The following is a 17,815-nucleotide window of genomic DNA, read 5'->3' as shown; positions in this document are numbered from 1 at the left end:
GCAGCAGGACTCTTCAATCTTAGGAAACGTATCGTGCCTCATTTCTCCGTGGCCGCTGACGCGGGCATCGGCTACGGCTGTCGGGAGCTGACCCAGTACACCGAGTTCCGAGAGGCCGCGGCGCTGTACGCCAGGGTGTTCGCCTACACCGAGAGCGAGTACGCGCTGAACGCCAACCTGCTCACCGCGCTCGCCCGCAACGGCGGTTCGGCGATCGGGGCCTTCGCCGACGACGGCGCGCTCATCGGATTCGCCTACGGCTTCGCCGGGTGCGACACCGACGGCACGCTGTTCCACTACTCGCAGGCGGCCGCCGTCGAGGCCGCCCAGCAGGGCCGCGGCGTCGGTCAGGCCCTCAAGCTCGCGCAGCGCGCGGTCGCCCTCCGGTGGGGGCAGCGCACCATGCGCTGGACCTTCGACCCGCTGCTGTCGCGCAACGCGCACTTCAACCTCAGCTCGCTCGGCGCCGTCGGCATCGCGTTCGAGCGCGACTACTACGCGCGCCCCGACACCGACCGGCTCGTGGTCTCGTGGGACCTCACCGCCGCCACGCCGTCTCCGCGTGCCACGCCGCCGTCCGCCCCGGCGCTCGGGCCGGACGACTGGGGTCGCGCGGTCGCCGCACCGGACGGCACCTGGATCGCGATCCCCGTGCACCCCGGCCGCCTGAGCCCGGCCGAGCGCGCTGCGCTGCGCCGCGACCTCGAGCGCAGCATGACCGGGGTGTTCCACCGCGGGGAGGTCCTGGTGGCGGCGACGCGCCTCGACGATCAGACGGCGGTCTACCGCGCGACACCAGGGGAGGGCCCGGCATGAGCGACCACCACCACGAGGACCGCGACCTCGTCTCACCGCGCGACCGCTTCGGCGAGCGCATCCGCACCAACCAGTCGGCCGAGAGCATCCAGGCGCGCATCATCGAGACCGAGCAGCGCACCCTCGCGCAGACGTTCGAGGAGCTCAGCCGCTCGGCGCAGGTGCCGCAGGCGGCCGCGCTCCTGCTCGGCGCCCGCCGTCGCTACGTCGCGGGCGAGGGCAAGGCCGCCGCGTACGCGCAGCTGCTCACCGCCGATCTCTCCGCCACGCTGTCCAACGTGTTCCTCGTGGACGGGCACGCACTGCAGCCGCTCACCGTGCTGACCGATGTGCGCGCCTCCGACGTGCTGATCGCGTTCTCCCTGCGGCGCTACCGCGAGGAGACCGTGCGGCTCGGACGGCTGTTCCACGAGGCGGGCGGACAGCTCGTCGTGATCACCGACAGCGAGGACGCGCCGCTGGCACCGATCGCCACGTCGCTCATCCGCGTGCGCACCGGGTCGGCGTCGTACGCCGACTCGCCGACCCCGGTCGCGGCGGTCTGCCACCTGCTCAGCGCCCTGACCACGGCGAGCGCGAAGGGTGCGCGTCGCCGCCTGGCCGAGCGCGACCGGCTCGTGGCCCGCCTCGGCCTCTACGGCCCGGAGCAGCCGCGGCCGCGCAGCGAGGAGGGCGGCGCGTGAAGATCGACCGCATCCGCCTGTTCACGCTGCGCCAGCCGCTGCGGCACAGCTTCGAGACCAGCTCGCACCGCAAGTCCGGCATCGAGCACATCCTCGTCGAGGTCACCGACACGGACGGGCGCACCGGCTGGGGGGAGATCGCGTCCCCGAGCGACCCCTACTTCGGCGCGGAGACCACGGTGACCGCGTGGGAGATCGCCACGCGGTACCTGGTCCCCGCACTGCTCGGAGCGACCGGCGACGACCCGGCCGACCTGGAGTCGACGTGGTCGCGCGTGCGCGGACACGAGTTCGCGAAGGCGGGATTCTCCGGCGCGGTGTGGGACCTGTACGCCCGCACGCACGGCATCGCGCTCGCCGCGGCGCTCGGCGGCACCAGGGACGAAGTGGTCGCGGGGGTCTCGCTCGGCATCGAACCGTCGATCGACGAGCTCCTCGCGCAGGTCGAGCTGCAGCGCGCGGCCGGCTACCCGCGGGTCAAGCTCAAGATCGCGCCGGGGTGGGACGTGGAGCCCGTGCGAGCCGTGCGCGCCGCCCACCCCGACCTCGACCTCCACGTCGACGCCAACGGCGCCTACCCGGACGACGACGAGGCGGCCGCGGTGTTCGCGCGCCTCGACCGCGAGGGGCTCACCATGATCGAGCAGCCGTTCGGCCCCCACGAACTGGTGGCCCACGCGGAGCTGCAGGCGCGCCTCGACACGGACGTGTGCCTGGACGAGTCGGTCGTGGCGCTCGGCGACCTGCGCGCCATGATCCGTCTGGGCGCCGGGCGCATCCTCAACATCAAGGTCTCGCGGATGGGCGGGCTCGGGGTGGCACGCGCCGCGCACGACATCGCGCTCGACGCCGGCATCCCCGTGTGGTGCGGTGGCATGCACGAGTTCGGCGTCGGCAGGGCCGCGAACGTCGCCGTGTCGTCGTTGCCCGGCTTCCTGCTGCCCTCCGACGTGTCCGGATCGGACAAGTACTACGAGAGCGACATCATCGAGCCGCCCGTCACCGCTCAGGCGGGGCGTGTGCGGGTGCCGACCGGGCCCGGCCTCGGCCATGAGGTGCAGGTGGCGCGCATCGAGCGCGACGCCGCGCGGGTGTACGACTCCGCGGCGTCCGACGTGCGCGACACAGCCCTCACGCTCGGCTGACGGCCCCGGACCGCTGCGAGGAGTGGACCCATGCGCGCACTGCTGCTGTACCGGCTGGAGCTGTCCCCGGACACCGACCCCCCGGACACCGACCCCGCGGACGCCGTCGTCGAGGTGGACCCCGCGACCCCGATCATCCGCGCCACCGACCTGGGGGTGACCCGCGGGGACGGCGTGTTCGAGACCGCGGTCGTGCGCCACGGCGTGCCCCAGGCGCTGGAGGCGCACCTGCACCGGCTGGAACGGTCGGCTGCGCTGCTCGAGCTGCCGGCGCCGTCGCTCGACCGCTGGCGCACGGCCGTGCGCAGGGCGGCCGCCGCGGTGTCGCGACCCGGGGTGCTGCGCGACGGCGAGATCGCCTCGATCAAGTTCGCCATGACCCGCGGCGACGAGCTCGACCACGCGGGACCCACCGGCTGGGTGCTCAGCTTCGCGGGCGCCGACCCCTCGGCCGTGCGCGCCGCGGGGGTCACCGCGGTGGTGCTCGACCGCGGGTACCGGCACGACGTGATGCACACGGCGCCCTGGCTGCTGCAGGGCGCGAAGTCGCTCGCCTACGCGGTCAACCAGGCGGCGCTGCGGGAGGCGGCACGCCGCGGTGCGGACGACGTGGTGTTCGTCAGCGCAGACGGGTTCGTGCTGGAGGGGCCGCGGTCGACGCTGATCGCCCGCATCGACGACACCCTTGTCACCCCGCCGCCGGAGTTCGGCGTGCTGCCGGGCACCACCCAGGGGGATGTGTTCGCGGGGCTCGCCGACCGCCGCACCGCGATCGTGCCCGTGACGCGGGAGGATCTGCGGCGGGCGGATGCCCTGTGGCTGTGCTCCAGCACGCGCGGTGCGGTGCCGGTGCGCGCGCTTGACGGCGCGGCCCTGGCGATCGACCATGAGCTCACCGCGCGGATGAACGCGGTGCTGGATGCACGGGAGGACTGACATGACCGGCGACGGACGCACCCTGGACGGGGTGTTCGACGGGCACAACGACCTGGCCTGGGCGAGCAGGACGCTGCTCGGGTACCGGGTGGACGAGCTGGCCGGGCCGGTGGCGGCCACTCAGACCGACCTTCCGCGGCTGGATGCCGGGGGCGTGGCGGCCCAGTTCTGGTCGGTGTGGGTCGACCCGGTGCTGGAGGGTGCGGAGCAGGTGGTGGCGACGCTGGAGCAGATCGACTTCGTGCACCGGCTGGTGGACGCCCACCCCGATCGGCTCGCCTTCGCCCGGACCGCGGCGGACGTCAGGGCGGCGATGGCCGAGGGGCGCATCGCCTCGCTGATCGGCATCGAGGGCGGCGACCAGCTCGGCGGCTCGCTCGCGGTGCTGCGCCAGTTCGCGCGGCTCGGTGCGCGCTACCTGACTCTGACGTGGTCGCGCACGATCGCCTGGGCGGATTCCGCGACCGACGATGCGCGTCACGGCGGACTGACGGAGTTCGGGCGGGAGGTCGTGCGCGAGCTGAACCGCATCGGCGTGCTGGTCGACCTGTCCCACGTGGCGCCGAGCACGATGCGCGACGCGCTCGCGATCACCACGCGGCCCGTGATCGTGAGCCACTCCGGAGCGCGCGCGCTGTGCGACCATCCGCGCAACGTGCCGGACGACGTGCTCGCGGCCATCGGTGCGCAGGGCGGCGTGGTGATGGTGCCGTTCGTGCCGACGTTCCTGTCGCAGGCCAGACGCGACTGGTGGGAGGCGGGCGGTGCGGGCGAGGCCCCGGCGGTCGGGGTGAGCGACGCGGCCGATCACCTCGACCACGTCCGGCGCGTCGCGGGTGCGCACGCGGTCGGTATCGGCGCCGACTACGACGGTTCCGACGCGATGCCCGACGGTCTCGGCGACGTCTCGTGCTACCCGGCTCTGTTCGCCGAGCTCCGGCGACGCGGCTGGTCGGAGGAGGACCTGGCCGCGGCCGCCCACGAGAACGTGCTGCGCGTGCTCGCCGCCTCCGACCCCGACCACGAGGCGTTCCTCGCCGGCCGCGCGGGGTCTCCGGCCCCCGCGGCGCTGGTGCCCGCGGTCGACACCACCGCGCGAGAGGGGGCGGAATGAACGCCCGTGTGCTCGTGGTCGTGAACTCCGCCAGCTCGGGCCCGCGACGTCTGGGTGCGTGGCTCACGGAGCGCGGCCTCGACGTCCACCCGGTCGTGGGAGCGCAGGAGCCGCTGCCGACCTCGCTCGACGGCTACGCGGGGCTCGTGCTCCTCGGCGGGGGACTCATGCCCGACGACGACGACCGCGCGCCGTGGCTGGCGGCCGAGCGCGCGCTCGCCGCCGAGGCGATCGCCCGCGACTTTCCGACACTCGGCATCTGCCTCGGCGGTCAGCTGCTCGCGCATGTGGCGGGGGGCGAGGTGCGGGCCAAGACCGGGCCGGTCGAACGCGGGGCCACGCCCATCCAGCCCACGGACGCGGGGCGCGAGGACGCGGTGTTCGCCGCCCTCGGTGACGAGGCCCCCATGATCGAGAACCATCAGGACATGATCACGGCTCTCCCGCCCGCGGCCGTGCTGATGGCCTCCAGCGCGGCGGTGGAGAACCAGGCCTTCCGGCTGGGAGCGCACGTGCGCGGCGTGCAGTTCCACCCCGAGGCGTCCGCCGCCGACCTGGAGCGCTGGGACGACGCGGCGCTGCGTGGCGAGGGACGGTCGCTGCCGGCCCTGATCGCGGAGGCCGAACGCGTGCACGACCACAACACCGCCGCGAGCCGCGCGCTCATCGAGGCCTTCGCCGACGAGGTGCTCGCCGGGGTCTCGGCATGACGTCCCCCGGGCCCCGCGGGCCGTCGGAGGCGACGGACGAGGGCGTCCTCCGGCTCGGGCTGGACGACGACGCGCGGCGCGGGGCCCCCGCGGCCGTCGCGGCGGTGTGCGACCGGGGCACGGTGCGGGCGGTCGCGGTGCACGGACACCCGCACGGCGACGGGCGCCCGACCACACGCGACACCGTGTTCCGCATCGCCTCGATGTCGAAGAGCTTCCTCGCCGCGACGGTCCTGGTGCTGCGCGACCGCGGACTGCTCGACCTGCACGCGCCGATCACCACGTCGGTACCGGGCGTGCGACTGCTCCACGACGGCCGGGAGTGCACGGTGACGGGGGAGCAGCTGCTGTCGAACCGCTCGGGGCTGGGAGAGGACAACGCCTGGGTCGACCGTCACCTCGGCGCCGGCCGGGAGGAGCTCGCGGCGCTGTTCGCGTCGGGGCTGCCGCTCGCCGCGGTCCCCGGCACCGTGTATCAGTACTCCAACCTCGGGCAGTCGCTGCTCGGGCGGGCGGTCGAGGCCGTGACCGGGAGAGCGGTGGAGGACGTGGTGCGCGAGGTGCTCCTGGAGCCGCTCGGGTTGCACCGCACCGCGCACACCCCCGACGCGTTCCCCGACGACGAGCGGGCGCACGGTTTCCGCACGTTCGACGGCGGGGAGACCTTCCACCCCGAGCCGTTCGTGGGGGCGGGGGCGCTCGGGTGCATCGGCAGCATGGTCAGCACGGTGGACGACATCGCGACGTGGATGTGGTTCCTCGGCTCGGCGTTCACGGATGAGCCCGTGGCGCCGGAGGTGCTCTCACCCGCGTCACGCAGGGAGCTGCAGCAGCCGCGCACGCCCATCCCCGGGCCGCCAGGGGCGTTCCCCGGACACGAGCTCGCCGCCGCCGGCTACGGCTACGGGCTGGTCGTCGAGGAGGATCGACGGTTCGGGCGGATCGTGCAGCACTCGGGCGGGCTGCCCGGGTTCTCGTCGCACATGCGGTGGCACGCCGCGACCGGGCTCGGCGTGGTCGCCTTCGGCAACTCGGATAACTTCGCGGCGCGGCGCGTGGCCGGCGTCGCACTGGACGAGCTCCTCGCGGGCACGGGGGCGCCGTCGGCCGTGGTGCGACCGTGGCGGGAGACCGTGGCGGCGGCGCAGGCCATCGATGCGGCGATCCGTGAGGGCCGGTCCGCCTCCGCGTATCCCGTCCTCGCGGATCACGTGCTGGCCGACGTGCCCGCGGATGTGCGGGATGCGCGGCTGGGCGCCCAGCTCGAGGAGGTCGGCGGACTCGTGCCGGAGCAGGCGCCGTTCGCGGAGCGTGTGGTCGCCGCCGGGAGCGAGGCCGAGCTGCGCTTGCGGATCGCGGGAGTGCGGGCCGATCTGCGCGTCGAGGTGCGGATGATCGGGCTGCCCGAGCCGCGGATACAGTCACTGTCGGTCGTGGTCGTGCCGACGGGGGAGTCGCGGTCGGAGGGGGAGCAGCCGGGCCCGGCCGACCGCCACCGCCTCGTGCTCCCCGCACTCTGACCTCCGGCGCACGAGGGCCGCGGTTACAGATCGACCCCGTCCAAAAATCGGTTCTAGGATGGATCCATCCCACCCGATCGTTCTGAGGACCGTCATGCCCGCCACCCCCGTGCGTCGTCTCCTGCCCGCCGCCGCGCTCGCCGCCGTCACCGCCCTGGTGCTCGCCGCGTGCGCCGGTCCCTCCACCGATGCCGACGGCGAGGTGGGCGATGAGCTCGTCTGGTCGATCGAGGGCGCGAACCTCTCCGCGGGGCACATGGATCCGCAGGTCAGCCAGCTCGACGTCTCCGGCATGGTGCAGCGCGCCGTGCTCGACTCGCTCGTGTTCCAGGAGGAGGACGGCAGCTTCAGCCCGTGGCTGGCGACGGAGTGGGAGGTGTCGGACGACAGCACCGAGTACACCTTCACGCTTCGCGACGACGTGACCTTCACCGACGGCGAGCCGTTCGACGCCGAGGCCGTGAAGGCGAACTTCGACCGCATCGTCGACCCGAAGACCAAGTCCGCGCAGGCGGCCAGCATGATGGGCGCCGACTTCTACGAGGGCACGGAGGTCGTCGACGAGCACACCGTGAAGGTCACGTTCACGCAGCCGTACGCCCCGTTCCTGCAGGCCGCCAGCACGCCGCAGCTGGGCTTCTACTCGCCCGCGGTGCTGAAGGAGTCCGCGGCGAAGCTGAAGGCCGGGGGCCCGGGCGTCACCGTGGGCACCGGTCCCTTCGAGCTCACCGAGTACACGCCCGATCAGGAGCTCGTGTACACGCGCAACGACGACTACGCCTGGGGGCCGCACGGGGAGAAGGCGCCGTCGTTCCAGACGCTGCGCGTGGAGATCCAGCCCGAGGCCGCCGTGCGCAGCGGCGTCGTGCGCAGCAGCGAGGCCGACCTCGCCAGCGACATCCCGCCGAACCTGGTCGAGGAGCTCGGCGACGGCGTCACGGTCGACTCGGTCGAGTACCCCGGCCTGCCCTACTCGCTGTACCTGAACGAGAAGTACGGCGTGTTCGCCGACGAGAAGGTGCGCCAGGCGTTCGCGCGGGGCATCGACATCGACGCCGCCGTGGAGGAGATCTACTTCGGCCAGTTCCCGCGGGCGTGGAGCATCCTCGGCTCGACGACGCCCGGGTACGACGCGGCGCTGGAGGGCACCTGGCCGTACGACCAGGACGCCGCGAACGCGCTCCTCGACGAGGCCGGGTGGACCGAGCGCGACGCCGACGGCATCCGCATGAAGGACGGCGCGCGCCTCTCGGTGCGCTGGATCGCGTGGACCCCGGTGCCCGACGACCAGGCCGCGCTCGCGAACGCCATCCAGTCCGACCTCAAGGCGATCGGCTTCGAGGTGCAGCGCGAGGTGCTGGAGCCGGGCGCCTACAACGCGCAGTACGAGCCGAAGACGTTCGACCTCACGGACTGGGGCTTCTCGGGTGTGGACGCCGACTTCCTGCGCAACCACCTGCACAGCGAGGGCTTCCAGAACGCCTCGCAGGTCACCGACCCCCAGATCGACGCGCTGCTGGAGCAGGCGGTCTCCTCGAGCGACCAGGACACCCGCAACGCCCTGTACGCGCAGCTGCAGGAGTGGAACGCCACGTACACCGCGATCGTGCCGCTCTACAGCCCGTCCGCGATCACGGCGGTCGGCGAGCGCGTGAACGGCCTGCAGTACGACCTGTACGGCCGGCCGCTGTTCTACGATGTGACCCTCGGCTGAGTCCGCTCAGCCGCCGGGACGAGGGAAGCAGGACGCAACGGTGAAGGCTGCCCTGCCGCGGATCGCCGGCCTCCTCGCGACCGTGGTGGTGGTGCTGTGGGGCGCCGCCACCCTCGCGTTCCTCGCCTTCCGGCTCATCCCCGGCGACCCGGTATCGGTGATGCTCGGCCCGCAGGCGCAGGTGAGTGATGAGGTGAAGGACGGTATCCGCGCCGAGCTCGGGCTCGACCGGCCCGTCCTGGAGCAGTACGCGTCGTTCATCGGGCAGCTCGCCCGGGGCGACCTGGGCGAGTCGTATCAGCTGCGGCTGCCGGTGACCGAGGTGATCGGCCGTCAGCTCGGGGCGACCCTGCAGCTGTCCGCGCTGGCCCTGGCGATCGCCGTGGTGCTCGCGCTCGCCGTGACCGTGCTGGTGCGCGGACGGACGGCGCGCGCGGTGGCCGCGGCGGTCGAGCTGGTCGTGCTGTCCTCGCCGGTGTTCTGGATCGGGCTCGTGCTGCTGAGCGTCTTCGCGTTCGGTCTGGGGTGGTTCCCGGTGTCGGGCGCCCGCAACCCTGCGACCCTCGTGCTCCCCGCGGTCACGCTCGCGCTGCCGGTGGCGGCCCTGTTGAGCCAGGTGCTGCGCGACGCGCTCGTGCAGGCCGAGCGGATGCCGTTCGCCGAGACGGTCCGCGCGCGGGGGGCGAGCCCGTCGTGGTTCACGCTGCGGCACGGACTCCGTCACGGCGCGGCCTCGGGCGTCACGCTGGCCGCCTACCTCACGGGCTCGGTGCTGGGCGGCGCGGTGCTGGTGGAGACGGTGTTCGCGCGGCCGGGGCTGGGGCGCGTGACCCTCGCGGCGATCAGCGACCGCGACCTCCCCGTCATCACCGGCATCATCCTGCTGAGCGCCGTCGTGTTCGTGGCGGTGAACCTCGTGGTCGAGCTCGTGCATCCGCTGATCGACCCCCGGGTGCGGGCCGCAGCGGCCGGAGGCGCCCGATGAGCCGCGGTCAGCGGGCGGCCCTGTGGTCGGCGGTCGCGGTGCTCGCGGTGATCGCGGTCGCGGCGGTGTGGCCCGACCTCCTCGCTCCGCAGGACCCGCTGCAGACCGACGTGCGTTCGGCCCTGCTGCCGCCCAGCCCCGAGCACCTGTTCGGCACCGACCAGAGCGGACGCGACGTGTACGCGCGCGTGGTGCACGGGGCCGGGCGGTCGCTGGGCATCGGGCTCCTCGCGACCGGGATCGCGGTCGTCGTCGGGCTGCTGGTCGGCGCGGTGGCGGGGATGGCGCCGCGGGGCGTGGACCTCACCGTGATGCGGGTCAACGACGTGCTGATGGCGTTCCCCGAGTTCCTGGTGGCGCTCGTGGTGGTCGCGGTGCTGGGCCCGGGACCGGTGAACATCGCGATCGCGGTGACCCTGGCCGCGGTGCCGGTGTACGTGCGCCTGGCCCGGGTGCAGACCAGGACGCTGCGCGTGGCCGAGCACGTGGAGGCCGCGCGCATCCTCGGGGTGCCGCCGCTGCGGGCCTTCACCCGTCACGTCGCCCCCGGGGTGCTGGGCTCGCTCAGCGTGCTCGCGACGATCGGCATCGGATCCAGCATCCTCGCCGCCGCCGGGCTCAGCTTCCTCGGCCTCGGGCCGTCCGAGCCGACCGCGGAGTGGGGGCTGATGCTCGCCGGAGGCCGGAACGTGCTCGGACAGGCGTGGTGGATCTCGGTCTTCCCCGGCATCGCGATCACGCTCTCGGTCGTGTGCGCGACGGTCGTCGGACGGATCCTGCGGGCCAGGGCGGACGGGAGGACGGCATGAGGGCGCTCGAGCTGCGGGGTCTGCGGATCGCGTTCGACGGCACGGCGGTCGTGGACGGCGTCTCCCTGTCGGTCGAGCGCGGCGAGTGCGTCGCGATCGTGGGGGAGTCCGGTGCGGGCAAGACCCTCACCGCCCGCGCTCTGCTCGGGCTCACGCCGCGTGCGGCGACCGTGACCGCGGAGGGGCTCGTGATCGACGGGACGGATGCCGCCGCCCTCGGCGAGCGCGCCTGGCGGCGCCTCCGCGGCGCGCGGATCGGCCTGGTGTCGCAGGACGCGCTGGTCTCGCTCGACCCCCTGCGCCGCATCGGGGCGGAGGTCGCCGAGCCCCTGCGCCTGCACCGCCTCGCGCGCGGCCGGGGCGCCGTGTCGCAGCGGGTGCAGGAGCTGCTGCGGCGCGTGTGGCTGCCCGAGCCGGAGCGCCGCGCCCGCCAGTACCCGCACGAGCTCTCCGGGGGACTCCGCCAGCGCGCCCTGATCGCCTCGGCGCTCGCGGCGTCCCCGGCGGTGCTGGTCGCGGACGAGCCGACGACGGCGCTGGACGCGACGGTGCAGGCGCGCATCCTCGACCTGCTGCGGGAGATCGCCGACAGCGGGACAGCGGTGCTGTTCATCAGCCACGACGTCGCGGCCGTGCGCCGGCTGGCCGACCGGGTGCTGGTGATGAAGGACGGCGTCGTGGTGGAGTCGGGTCCGGTCGCGGAGGTGCTGGAGCGTCCGCAGCACGAGTACACCCGGGAGCTCATCGCCGCGACCCTGCACGAGCCGCGCGACGCACCCGCCGGCGAGGCGGCCCCGATCCTCGTGGCCGAGGGCGTGGCGAAGTCGTTCGGCGCCACGGCCGCCGTGGTCGGCGCGTCGTTCACGGTGCCGGAGGGGCGCACGCTCGGGATCGTGGGAGAGTCCGGGTCGGGCAAGACCACGCTCGCGCGGCTCCTGGTCGGCGTCGAGAAGGCGGACACCGGGTCGCTCGCCTGGCAGGGATCGCCGCGGGTGCAGCTCGTGCACCAGAACCCGCTCGGCGCGTTCGACCCGCGGTGGACGATCGGGCGGTCGCTGCGCGAGGCCCTGGAGGCCGGCGGGGTGCCCCGGTCCGAGCGCCGTGCACGGGTCGCGGGGCTGCTCGCCGAGGTGGGCCTCGGCCCGGAGCTGGCTGCCCGGCGCCCGCTCGCCCTCTCCGGCGGACAGCGGCAGCGCGCGGCCATCGCCCGGGCGCTCGCCGCCGACCCCGAGGTGCTGGTGCTCGACGAGCCGGTGTCCGCGCTCGACCCCTCGGTGCGCGAGCGCGTGCTGCGGCTGCTGGCGCGGCTGCAGCGGGAGCGACGGCTGACGATGGTCCTGGTCTCTCACGACCTCGACGTGGTGGGCGCGGTCGCCGACGAGGTGCTGGTCATGCAGGACGGGCGCATCGTCGAGCAGGGTGCGACGGCCGAGGTGTTCGCCGCGCCGCGACACCCGTTCACGCGCGAGCTCCTGGCCGCGGCCGGTACCGCGCGCCCCTGACCCGATGCCGTGGTCCCGGGGTGCCGCATCCGCGTACACTGGGAGCACGAGCATCGATCCGGCCATCACCGGGGAGCTCTCGGAAGAACGGTCCCGGCCCCGCGTCGTGGCTCAGTAGAACCGAGCGGGGCAGGCCCGTCACAGCCGCAGTGAGAGTGGTCGCGTCGCACGGCGCGGCACGCGAGGTGGTACCGCGGTCCGCGAGGGTCGTCCTCGCAGCAGCATCCGCCACGACGACCACTGCGAGACACGATGACCTACCCGCGCTCCTCCTTCGGACCCGCCGCCGACCAGGCCGCCACTGTGGCGCCGAGCCCCCGCTTCCCGCAGATCGAGGAGGAGGTGCTCGACTTCTGGAAGACCGACGACACCTTCCGCACCTCCATCGCGCAGCGCGAGGGCGCCCCCGAGTGGGTGTTCTACGACGGCCCTCCCTTCGCCAACGGGCTGCCCCACTACGGCCACCTCCTGACCGGCTATGCGAAGGACGTGTTCCCGCGCTTCCAGACCATGATCGGCAAGAAGGTCGACCGCGTCTTCGGATGGGACACGCACGGTCTTCCCGCCGAGCTCGAGGCGATGAAGCAGCTCGGCATCACGGAGAAGCGCGAGATCGAGGAGATGGGCATCGACGTCTTCAACGAGAAGGCGCGCTCGTCCGTCCTGAAGTACACGCACGAGTGGCAGGACTACGTCACCCGCCAGGCGCGCTGGGTCGACTTCGAGCGCGGCTACAAGACGCTCGACCTCGGCTACATGGAGAGCGTGCTGTGGGCCTTCAAGACCCTGTACGACAAGGGACTCGCCTACGAGGGCTATCGCGTGCTGCCGTACTGCTGGCGCGACGAGACCCCGCTCTCCGCGCACGAGCTGCGCATGGACGACGACGTGTACCAGATGCGCCAGGACCCGTCGGTGACCGTGACCTTCCCGCTCACCGGCGCCAAGGCCGAGGCGCTCGGGCTCACCGGCGTGCGCGCGCTCGCCTGGACGACCACCCCGTGGACGCTGCCGACCAACCTCGCGCTCGCCGTGGGGCCCGACATCGAGTACGTCGTGCTCCCCGCGGGGCCTGCGGGCGCGGCGGACGTGCATCAGGGGCGTGGCGCGCCCTCGGCCGACCTGGTCGCCGTCGAGTCGTCGGCGCACCGCTACCTGCTCGCGAAGGACCTGCTGGGCGGCTATGCCAAGGACCTCGGGTACGAGAGTGCGGAGGAGGCGGCGGCCGCGGTCGAGGCGACGCTGCGCGGCGCGGAGCTGGCCGACATCACGTACGACCGGCTGTTCGACTACTACGCCGACGAGGAGACCTACGGCACCCAGCACGCCTGGCGCATCCTCGTCGACGACTACGTCACCACGACCGACGGCACCGGCATCGTCCACCAGGCGCCCGCCTACGGTGAGGACGACCAGCGCGTGGCGGGGGCCGCGGGCATCCCGACGATCCTGTCGCTCGACGACGGCGGCCGCTTCCTGCCGAACGTGACCGATGTCGCGGGCGAGCTGTGGATGGACGCCAACAGCCCTCTCGTGCGGATCATCCGCGACAACGGGCGTCTGGTGCGCCTGCAGAGCTACGAGCACTCGTACCCGCACTGCTGGCGGTGCCGGAACCCCCTGATCTACAAAGCCGTGTCGAGCTGGTTCGTCCGCGTCACCGACATCAAGGACGACATGCTCGCGAACAACGAGCAGATCACCTGGGTGCCGGAGAACGTCAAGCACGGACAGTTCGGCAAGTGGCTCGAGGGCGCGCGCGACTGGTCCATCAGCCGCAACCGCTACTGGGGCTCGCCGATCCCGATCTGGAAGAGCGACGACCCCGAGTACCCGCGCGTCGACGCGTACGGGTCGCTGGAGGAGCTGGAGCGCGACTTCGGCACGCTGCCGCGCAACCCGGAGGGCGAGGTCGACCTGCACCGGCCGTACATCGACCACCTGACGCGCCCGAACCCCGACGACCCGACGGGCCAGAGCACGATGCGCCGCATCGAGGACGTGTTCGACGTGTGGTTCGACTCCGGCTCGATGCCGTACGCGCAGGTGCACTACCCGTTCGAGAACCAGGAGTGGTTCGACTCGCACTCCCCGGCGGACTTCATCGTGGAGTACATCGGCCAGACCCGTGGCTGGTTCTACGTCATGCACGTGCTGTCAACCGCGCTGTTCGACCGCCCGGCGTTCACGGGCGTCAGCTGCCACGGCATCGTGCTCGGCAGCGACGGCTACAAGATGTCGAAGTCGCTGCGCAACTACCCCGACGTGTCCGAGGTGCTCGACCGCGACGGCTCCGACGCCATGCGCTGGTTCCTCATGTCGAGCGCCGTGCTGCGCGGCGGCAACCTGATCGTCACCGAGGAGGGCATCCGCTCCGGCGTGCGGGAGTTCCTGCTGCCGCTGTGGAACTCGTGGTACTTCTTCGCCACCTACGCCAACGCCTCGGGCGACGGCGGGTACGAGGCGTCGTGGTCCACCTCCTCCACCGACGTGCTCGACCGCTACATCCTGGCGCGCCTGGGCGATCTGGTGCGCGAGGTGCGGGCCGACCTGGAGGGCCTCGACTCGACCACCGCGTCGGCCCGCCTGCGCGACTTCGCCGAGGTCCTGACCAACTGGTACATCCGCCGGTCGCGCGACCGGTTCTGGGTGGGCGTCACCGACGACCCGCAGAGCCGCGAGGCGTTCGACACGCTCTACACCGTGCTGGAGACGCTGTGCCGCGTGGCCGCCCCGCTCGTGCCGCTGGTCAGCGAGCGCGTGTGGCAGGGCCTCACCGGCGGCCGCAGCGTGCACCTGCAGGACTGGCCGGACGCCGGGCAGTTCCCGGCGGCCGACGAGATCCGCGACGCGATGGACGCCGTGCGCGAGCTGTCGAGCGTGGGCAACGCGCTGCGCAAGAAGGAGAAGCTGCGCGTGCGGCTGCCGCTCGCGCGCCTCACCGTCGTGTCGCCGCTGGCGGGCGACCTCGGGCAGTTCGAGGACATCCTCCGCGAGGAGCTGAACGTGAAGTCCGTCGAGCTCGTGTCCCTCACGGAGGACGCCGCGGCGGAGTACGGCATCAGCCACCGGCTGAGCGTGAACGCGCGGGCGGCCGGTCCGCGACTGGGCAAGCACGTGCAGAAGGCGATCCAGGCCGCGCGCTCGGGCGACTGGTCGGAGAGCGACGGCGTCGTCACCGCCGGCGGCATCGCGCTGGAGCCGGCGGAGTACGAGCTCGTGCTGGAGACGACGGGCCGGCCCGAGGGCGAGGCCCTGGCGATCGTGCCGTCGGGCGGCTTCGTGCTGCTCGACACCCGCACCACACCGGAGCTGGAGGCCGAGGGGCTCGCGCGCGACGCGATCCGCGTGGTGCAGGAGGCGCGCAAGAACGCGGGGCTCGACGTGAGCGACCGCATCGTGCTGGCGCTGAATGCGGCGCCCGCGGAGGCTCCGGCGCTGGAGGCGCACGCCGAGCTGATCGCCGCGGAGACCCTCGCCGTCGCGTTCGCGGTGCAGTCCACGGACGAGCTCGACCGTCTCGTCGACGAGGTCACGAGCCCCGGCGACGGCGTGCACCGCAGTGGGGCGAAGGCCCTCGGGGCGGGCAAGGCGCCCCTGATCGTCACGATCGACACGAACCTGGAGAGGGTGGGCGCATGAGCGCGAGGGACAGGGCGGACGCCGTCTACGAGACGCTGCTGAGCCGTGCGGGGGAGCGGTGGGTGCAGCCGCGCAAGGAGCGCACGGCCCGCGTGCTCGCCTACCTGGATGACCCGCAGCGCACGTACCGCGTGATCCACATCACCGGGACGAACGGAAAGACCTCGACCGCACGGATGATCGAGAGCCTGCTGCGCGCGCACGACCTGCGCACGGGCCTGTTCACGAGCCCGCACCTGGAGCGCTTCACGGAGCGCATCATGATCGACGGCGAGCCGATCGCCGATGAGGCCGTGGCCGACGCCTGGGACGAGATCGAGCCGTTCGTCGCGATCGTCGACGCCGAGCTGCAGGCCGAGGGCGAGGAACCCCTCACGTTCTTCGAGCTGCTGACGGTGCTGGCCTTCGTCGCGGTCGCCGACGCCCCGGTCGACGTGCTGGTGCTCGAGGTGGGCATGGGCGGCGAATGGGATTCCACGAACACGGCGGACGGCGACGTGGCGGTGTTCGCGCCGATCGACATCGACCACGCCGACCGCCTGGGCGACACGATCGCGAAGATCGCGGAGGTCAAGGCCGGCATCATCAAGGAGGGCGCAGCGGTCGTCTCGGCGCAGCAGCCCGCGGAGGCCGCCGAGGTGCTGCGTCGCGTGGCCGCCGAACGGCACGCGACCATCGCCTTCGAGGGCGAGGACTTCGGTCTCGCAGAGCAGAAGCTCGCGGTCGGCGGGCAGCTGCTCACGATCCGCGGCCTGGCCGGGCAGTACGCCGAGGAGTACCTGCCGCTGTACGGTGCGCACCAGGGGCACAACGCCGCCCTCGCTGTCGCGGCGGTGGAGTCGTTGATCGGCGGTGCCTCGCAGGCCATCGCGGGCGGCATCATCTCGGACGGCCTGCAGGGGAGCACCTCGCCGGGGCGGCTGCAGCTGCTCGGCATCGCGCCGACGGTGATCGTCGACGGCGCGCACAACCCGCACGGCGCCGCCGCGCTCGCCCAGGCCCTCGACGACAGCTTCGACTTCGACGAGTGGGGTCTGGTGCTGGGCATCCTGGCCGACAAGGACGCGGCGGGCATCGTGGCGACCCTCGCGCCGGCCGCGGCGCACGTGTTCGCGACCGCGCCGGAGTCGGATCGCGCGAGCGATGCCGACATGATCGCCGACCTCGTCGAGCAGACGGGCCGCCGGGCGACCGTCCACCCGTCTCTGGCCGACGCCGCCGATGCGGCGCGCGAGTGGGCGGCCGCCTCCGACCGCCGCGCCGTGATCATCGCCGGATCGGTCGTGCTCGCGGGGGAGGCCATCGCGCTCTCGGAGGACGAGGACTGGAAGGCGGGGTGGCGCGCGTGAGTGCCGACGCCGCCTCGCCGCGCCCCGCGCGCCGGCCGCGTCCGCCGCGCACGCTGGTGCAGAAGCTCGCCCCGATCGTGCTCGGCTTCGAGGCGATCGTGGTGTTCCTGGTGGGTCTGACGCTGTTCGGCCTCAAGGCGCTGCCGGCGGGCATCGAGCAGTGGTGGGGCATCGTCGGCGGTGCCGTGGTGGCCCTCGCGTGCATCGTGATCGCGGGGCTCATCACGAAGCCGGGGGCGATCGCCGCCGGCTGGATCGTGCAGGTCATCGTGGCCCTGGCGGCGATCGCCGTGCCGGCGGTGCTGCTCGTCGTGCTGATTTTCGGCGGCATGTGGGCGTATGCGACCATCATGGGGGCTCGGCTCGACGCACGACGTCCCGCTCAGCCCTCGACCGAGACTCAGACAGAGAGTGAATGACATGGCCACCGAAGAAACCCTCGTCCTCGTCAAGCCCGACGGCGTCGCCCGCGGCCTCACCGGCGCGATCCTCGCCCGCATCGAGGCGAAGGGATACGCGCTCGTCGACATCCGCCTGGTCGAGCCCGACCGCGACCTGCTCGCGCAGCACTACGCCGAGCACGAGGGCAAGCCGTTCTACGAGCCGCTGCTGGAGTTCATGATGTCGGGGCCCTCCGTCGCGATCCGGCTCGCGGGCAACAGGGTCATCGAGGGATTCCGCTCGCTCGCCGGCACCACCGACCCGACGACCGCCGCGCCCGGCACGATCCGCGGCGACTTCGGGCGCGACTGGGGCCTGAAGGTGCAGCAGAATCTGGTGCACGGTTCGGACAGCCCGGAGTCGGCCGCCCGGGAGCTGGGCATCTGGTTCGACTGACGACCACACGACGAAGCCCGTCCGCCGAGAAGGCGGACGGGCTTCGTCGTGCG

Annotated in this window: 15 protein-coding genes; all 15 read left to right on the top strand. The window is 73.0% G+C overall.

The window, feature by feature from the left end:
- The first annotated feature begins 33 nt into the window (after positions 1 to 33).
- The 15 genes from KV394_RS15295 to ndk all read left to right on the top strand — a co-directional run bounded on the left by KV394_RS15295 (position 34) and on the right by ndk (position 17,762).
- Complete coding sequence (locus KV394_RS15295) at positions 34 to 816, top strand: hypothetical protein (protein ID WP_247981823.1); 783 nt, start codon at positions 34 to 36, stop codon at positions 814 to 816.
- Positions 813 to 1,499 carry a MurR/RpiR family transcriptional regulator gene (locus KV394_RS15290; protein WP_136030929.1) on the top strand — a complete coding sequence of 229 codons (687 nt, stop codon included), beginning with the start codon at positions 813 to 815 and terminating at the stop codon, positions 1,497 to 1,499. The genes KV394_RS15295 and KV394_RS15290 overlap by 4 nt, the downstream gene beginning before the upstream one ends.
- Positions 1,496 to 2,644, top strand: a complete 1,149-nt coding sequence (menC, locus tag KV394_RS15285) for an o-succinylbenzoate synthase (protein ID WP_247981822.1) — start codon at positions 1,496 to 1,498, stop codon at positions 2,642 to 2,644. The genes KV394_RS15290 and menC overlap by 4 nt, the downstream gene beginning before the upstream one ends.
- Positions 2,645 to 2,674: 30 nt before the next feature.
- Positions 2,675 to 3,580 carry an aminotransferase class IV gene (locus KV394_RS15280; protein WP_247981821.1) on the top strand — a complete coding sequence of 302 codons (906 nt, stop codon included), beginning with the start codon at positions 2,675 to 2,677 and terminating at the stop codon, positions 3,578 to 3,580.
- Between the two features lies 1 nt (position 3,581).
- Positions 3,582 to 4,694: a dipeptidase gene (locus tag KV394_RS15275; RefSeq protein ID WP_247981820.1), complete on the top strand. Its 1,113-nt coding sequence runs from the start codon at positions 3,582 to 3,584 to the stop codon at positions 4,692 to 4,694.
- Positions 4,691 to 5,404 carry a type 1 glutamine amidotransferase gene (locus tag KV394_RS15270; protein ID WP_247981819.1) on the top strand — a complete coding sequence of 238 codons (714 nt, stop codon included), beginning with the start codon at positions 4,691 to 4,693 and terminating at the stop codon, positions 5,402 to 5,404. Before KV394_RS15275 ends, KV394_RS15270 begins: the two co-directional genes overlap by 4 nt.
- Complete coding sequence (locus KV394_RS15265; protein ID WP_247981818.1) at positions 5,401 to 6,924, top strand: serine hydrolase domain-containing protein; 1,524 nt, start codon at positions 5,401 to 5,403, stop codon at positions 6,922 to 6,924. The genes KV394_RS15270 and KV394_RS15265 overlap by 4 nt, the downstream gene beginning before the upstream one ends.
- Before the next feature lie 94 nt (positions 6,925 to 7,018).
- Positions 7,019 to 8,638 (top strand): ABC transporter substrate-binding protein, encoded by a 1,620-nt coding sequence (locus tag KV394_RS15260; protein ID WP_136036477.1) that lies wholly within the window; start codon positions 7,019 to 7,021, stop codon positions 8,636 to 8,638.
- A gap of 40 nt (positions 8,639 to 8,678) precedes the next feature.
- Positions 8,679 to 9,623: an ABC transporter permease gene (locus KV394_RS15255; protein ID WP_247981817.1), complete on the top strand. Its 945-nt coding sequence runs from the start codon at positions 8,679 to 8,681 to the stop codon at positions 9,621 to 9,623.
- Positions 9,620 to 10,432 carry an ABC transporter permease gene (locus KV394_RS15250; RefSeq protein WP_247981816.1) on the top strand — a complete coding sequence of 271 codons (813 nt, stop codon included), beginning with the start codon at positions 9,620 to 9,622 and terminating at the stop codon, positions 10,430 to 10,432. The genes KV394_RS15255 and KV394_RS15250 overlap by 4 nt, the downstream gene beginning before the upstream one ends.
- Positions 10,429 to 11,934 (top strand): dipeptide ABC transporter ATP-binding protein, encoded by a 1,506-nt coding sequence (locus KV394_RS15245; RefSeq protein WP_247981815.1) that lies wholly within the window; start codon positions 10,429 to 10,431, stop codon positions 11,932 to 11,934. The genes KV394_RS15250 and KV394_RS15245 overlap by 4 nt, the downstream gene beginning before the upstream one ends.
- Positions 11,935 to 12,186: 252 nt before the next feature.
- Positions 12,187 to 15,576: an isoleucine--tRNA ligase gene (gene ileS / locus KV394_RS15240; RefSeq protein WP_247981814.1), complete on the top strand. Its 3,390-nt coding sequence runs from the start codon at positions 12,187 to 12,189 to the stop codon at positions 15,574 to 15,576.
- Positions 15,573 to 16,925, top strand: coding sequence for a bifunctional folylpolyglutamate synthase/dihydrofolate synthase (locus KV394_RS15235; protein WP_247981813.1), 1,353 nt, complete (start codon positions 15,573 to 15,575; stop codon positions 16,923 to 16,925). The genes ileS and KV394_RS15235 overlap by 4 nt, the downstream gene beginning before the upstream one ends.
- Positions 16,922 to 17,344 (top strand): DUF4233 domain-containing protein, encoded by a 423-nt coding sequence (locus KV394_RS15230; protein ID WP_247981812.1) that lies wholly within the window; start codon positions 16,922 to 16,924, stop codon positions 17,342 to 17,344. The genes KV394_RS15235 and KV394_RS15230 overlap by 4 nt, the downstream gene beginning before the upstream one ends.
- A gap of 1 nt (position 17,345) precedes the next feature.
- Positions 17,346 to 17,762, top strand: coding sequence for a nucleoside-diphosphate kinase (gene ndk, locus KV394_RS15225; protein ID WP_136034032.1), 417 nt, complete (start codon positions 17,346 to 17,348; stop codon positions 17,760 to 17,762).
- Positions 17,763 to 17,815 lie beyond the last annotated feature (53 nt).

The organism is Microbacterium sufflavum (assembly GCF_023101165.1).
GTDB classification, from domain to species: domain Bacteria; phylum Actinomycetota; class Actinomycetes; order Actinomycetales; family Microbacteriaceae; genus Microbacterium; species Microbacterium sufflavum.
This window is presented reverse-complemented; position numbering and strand designations above follow the sequence as displayed.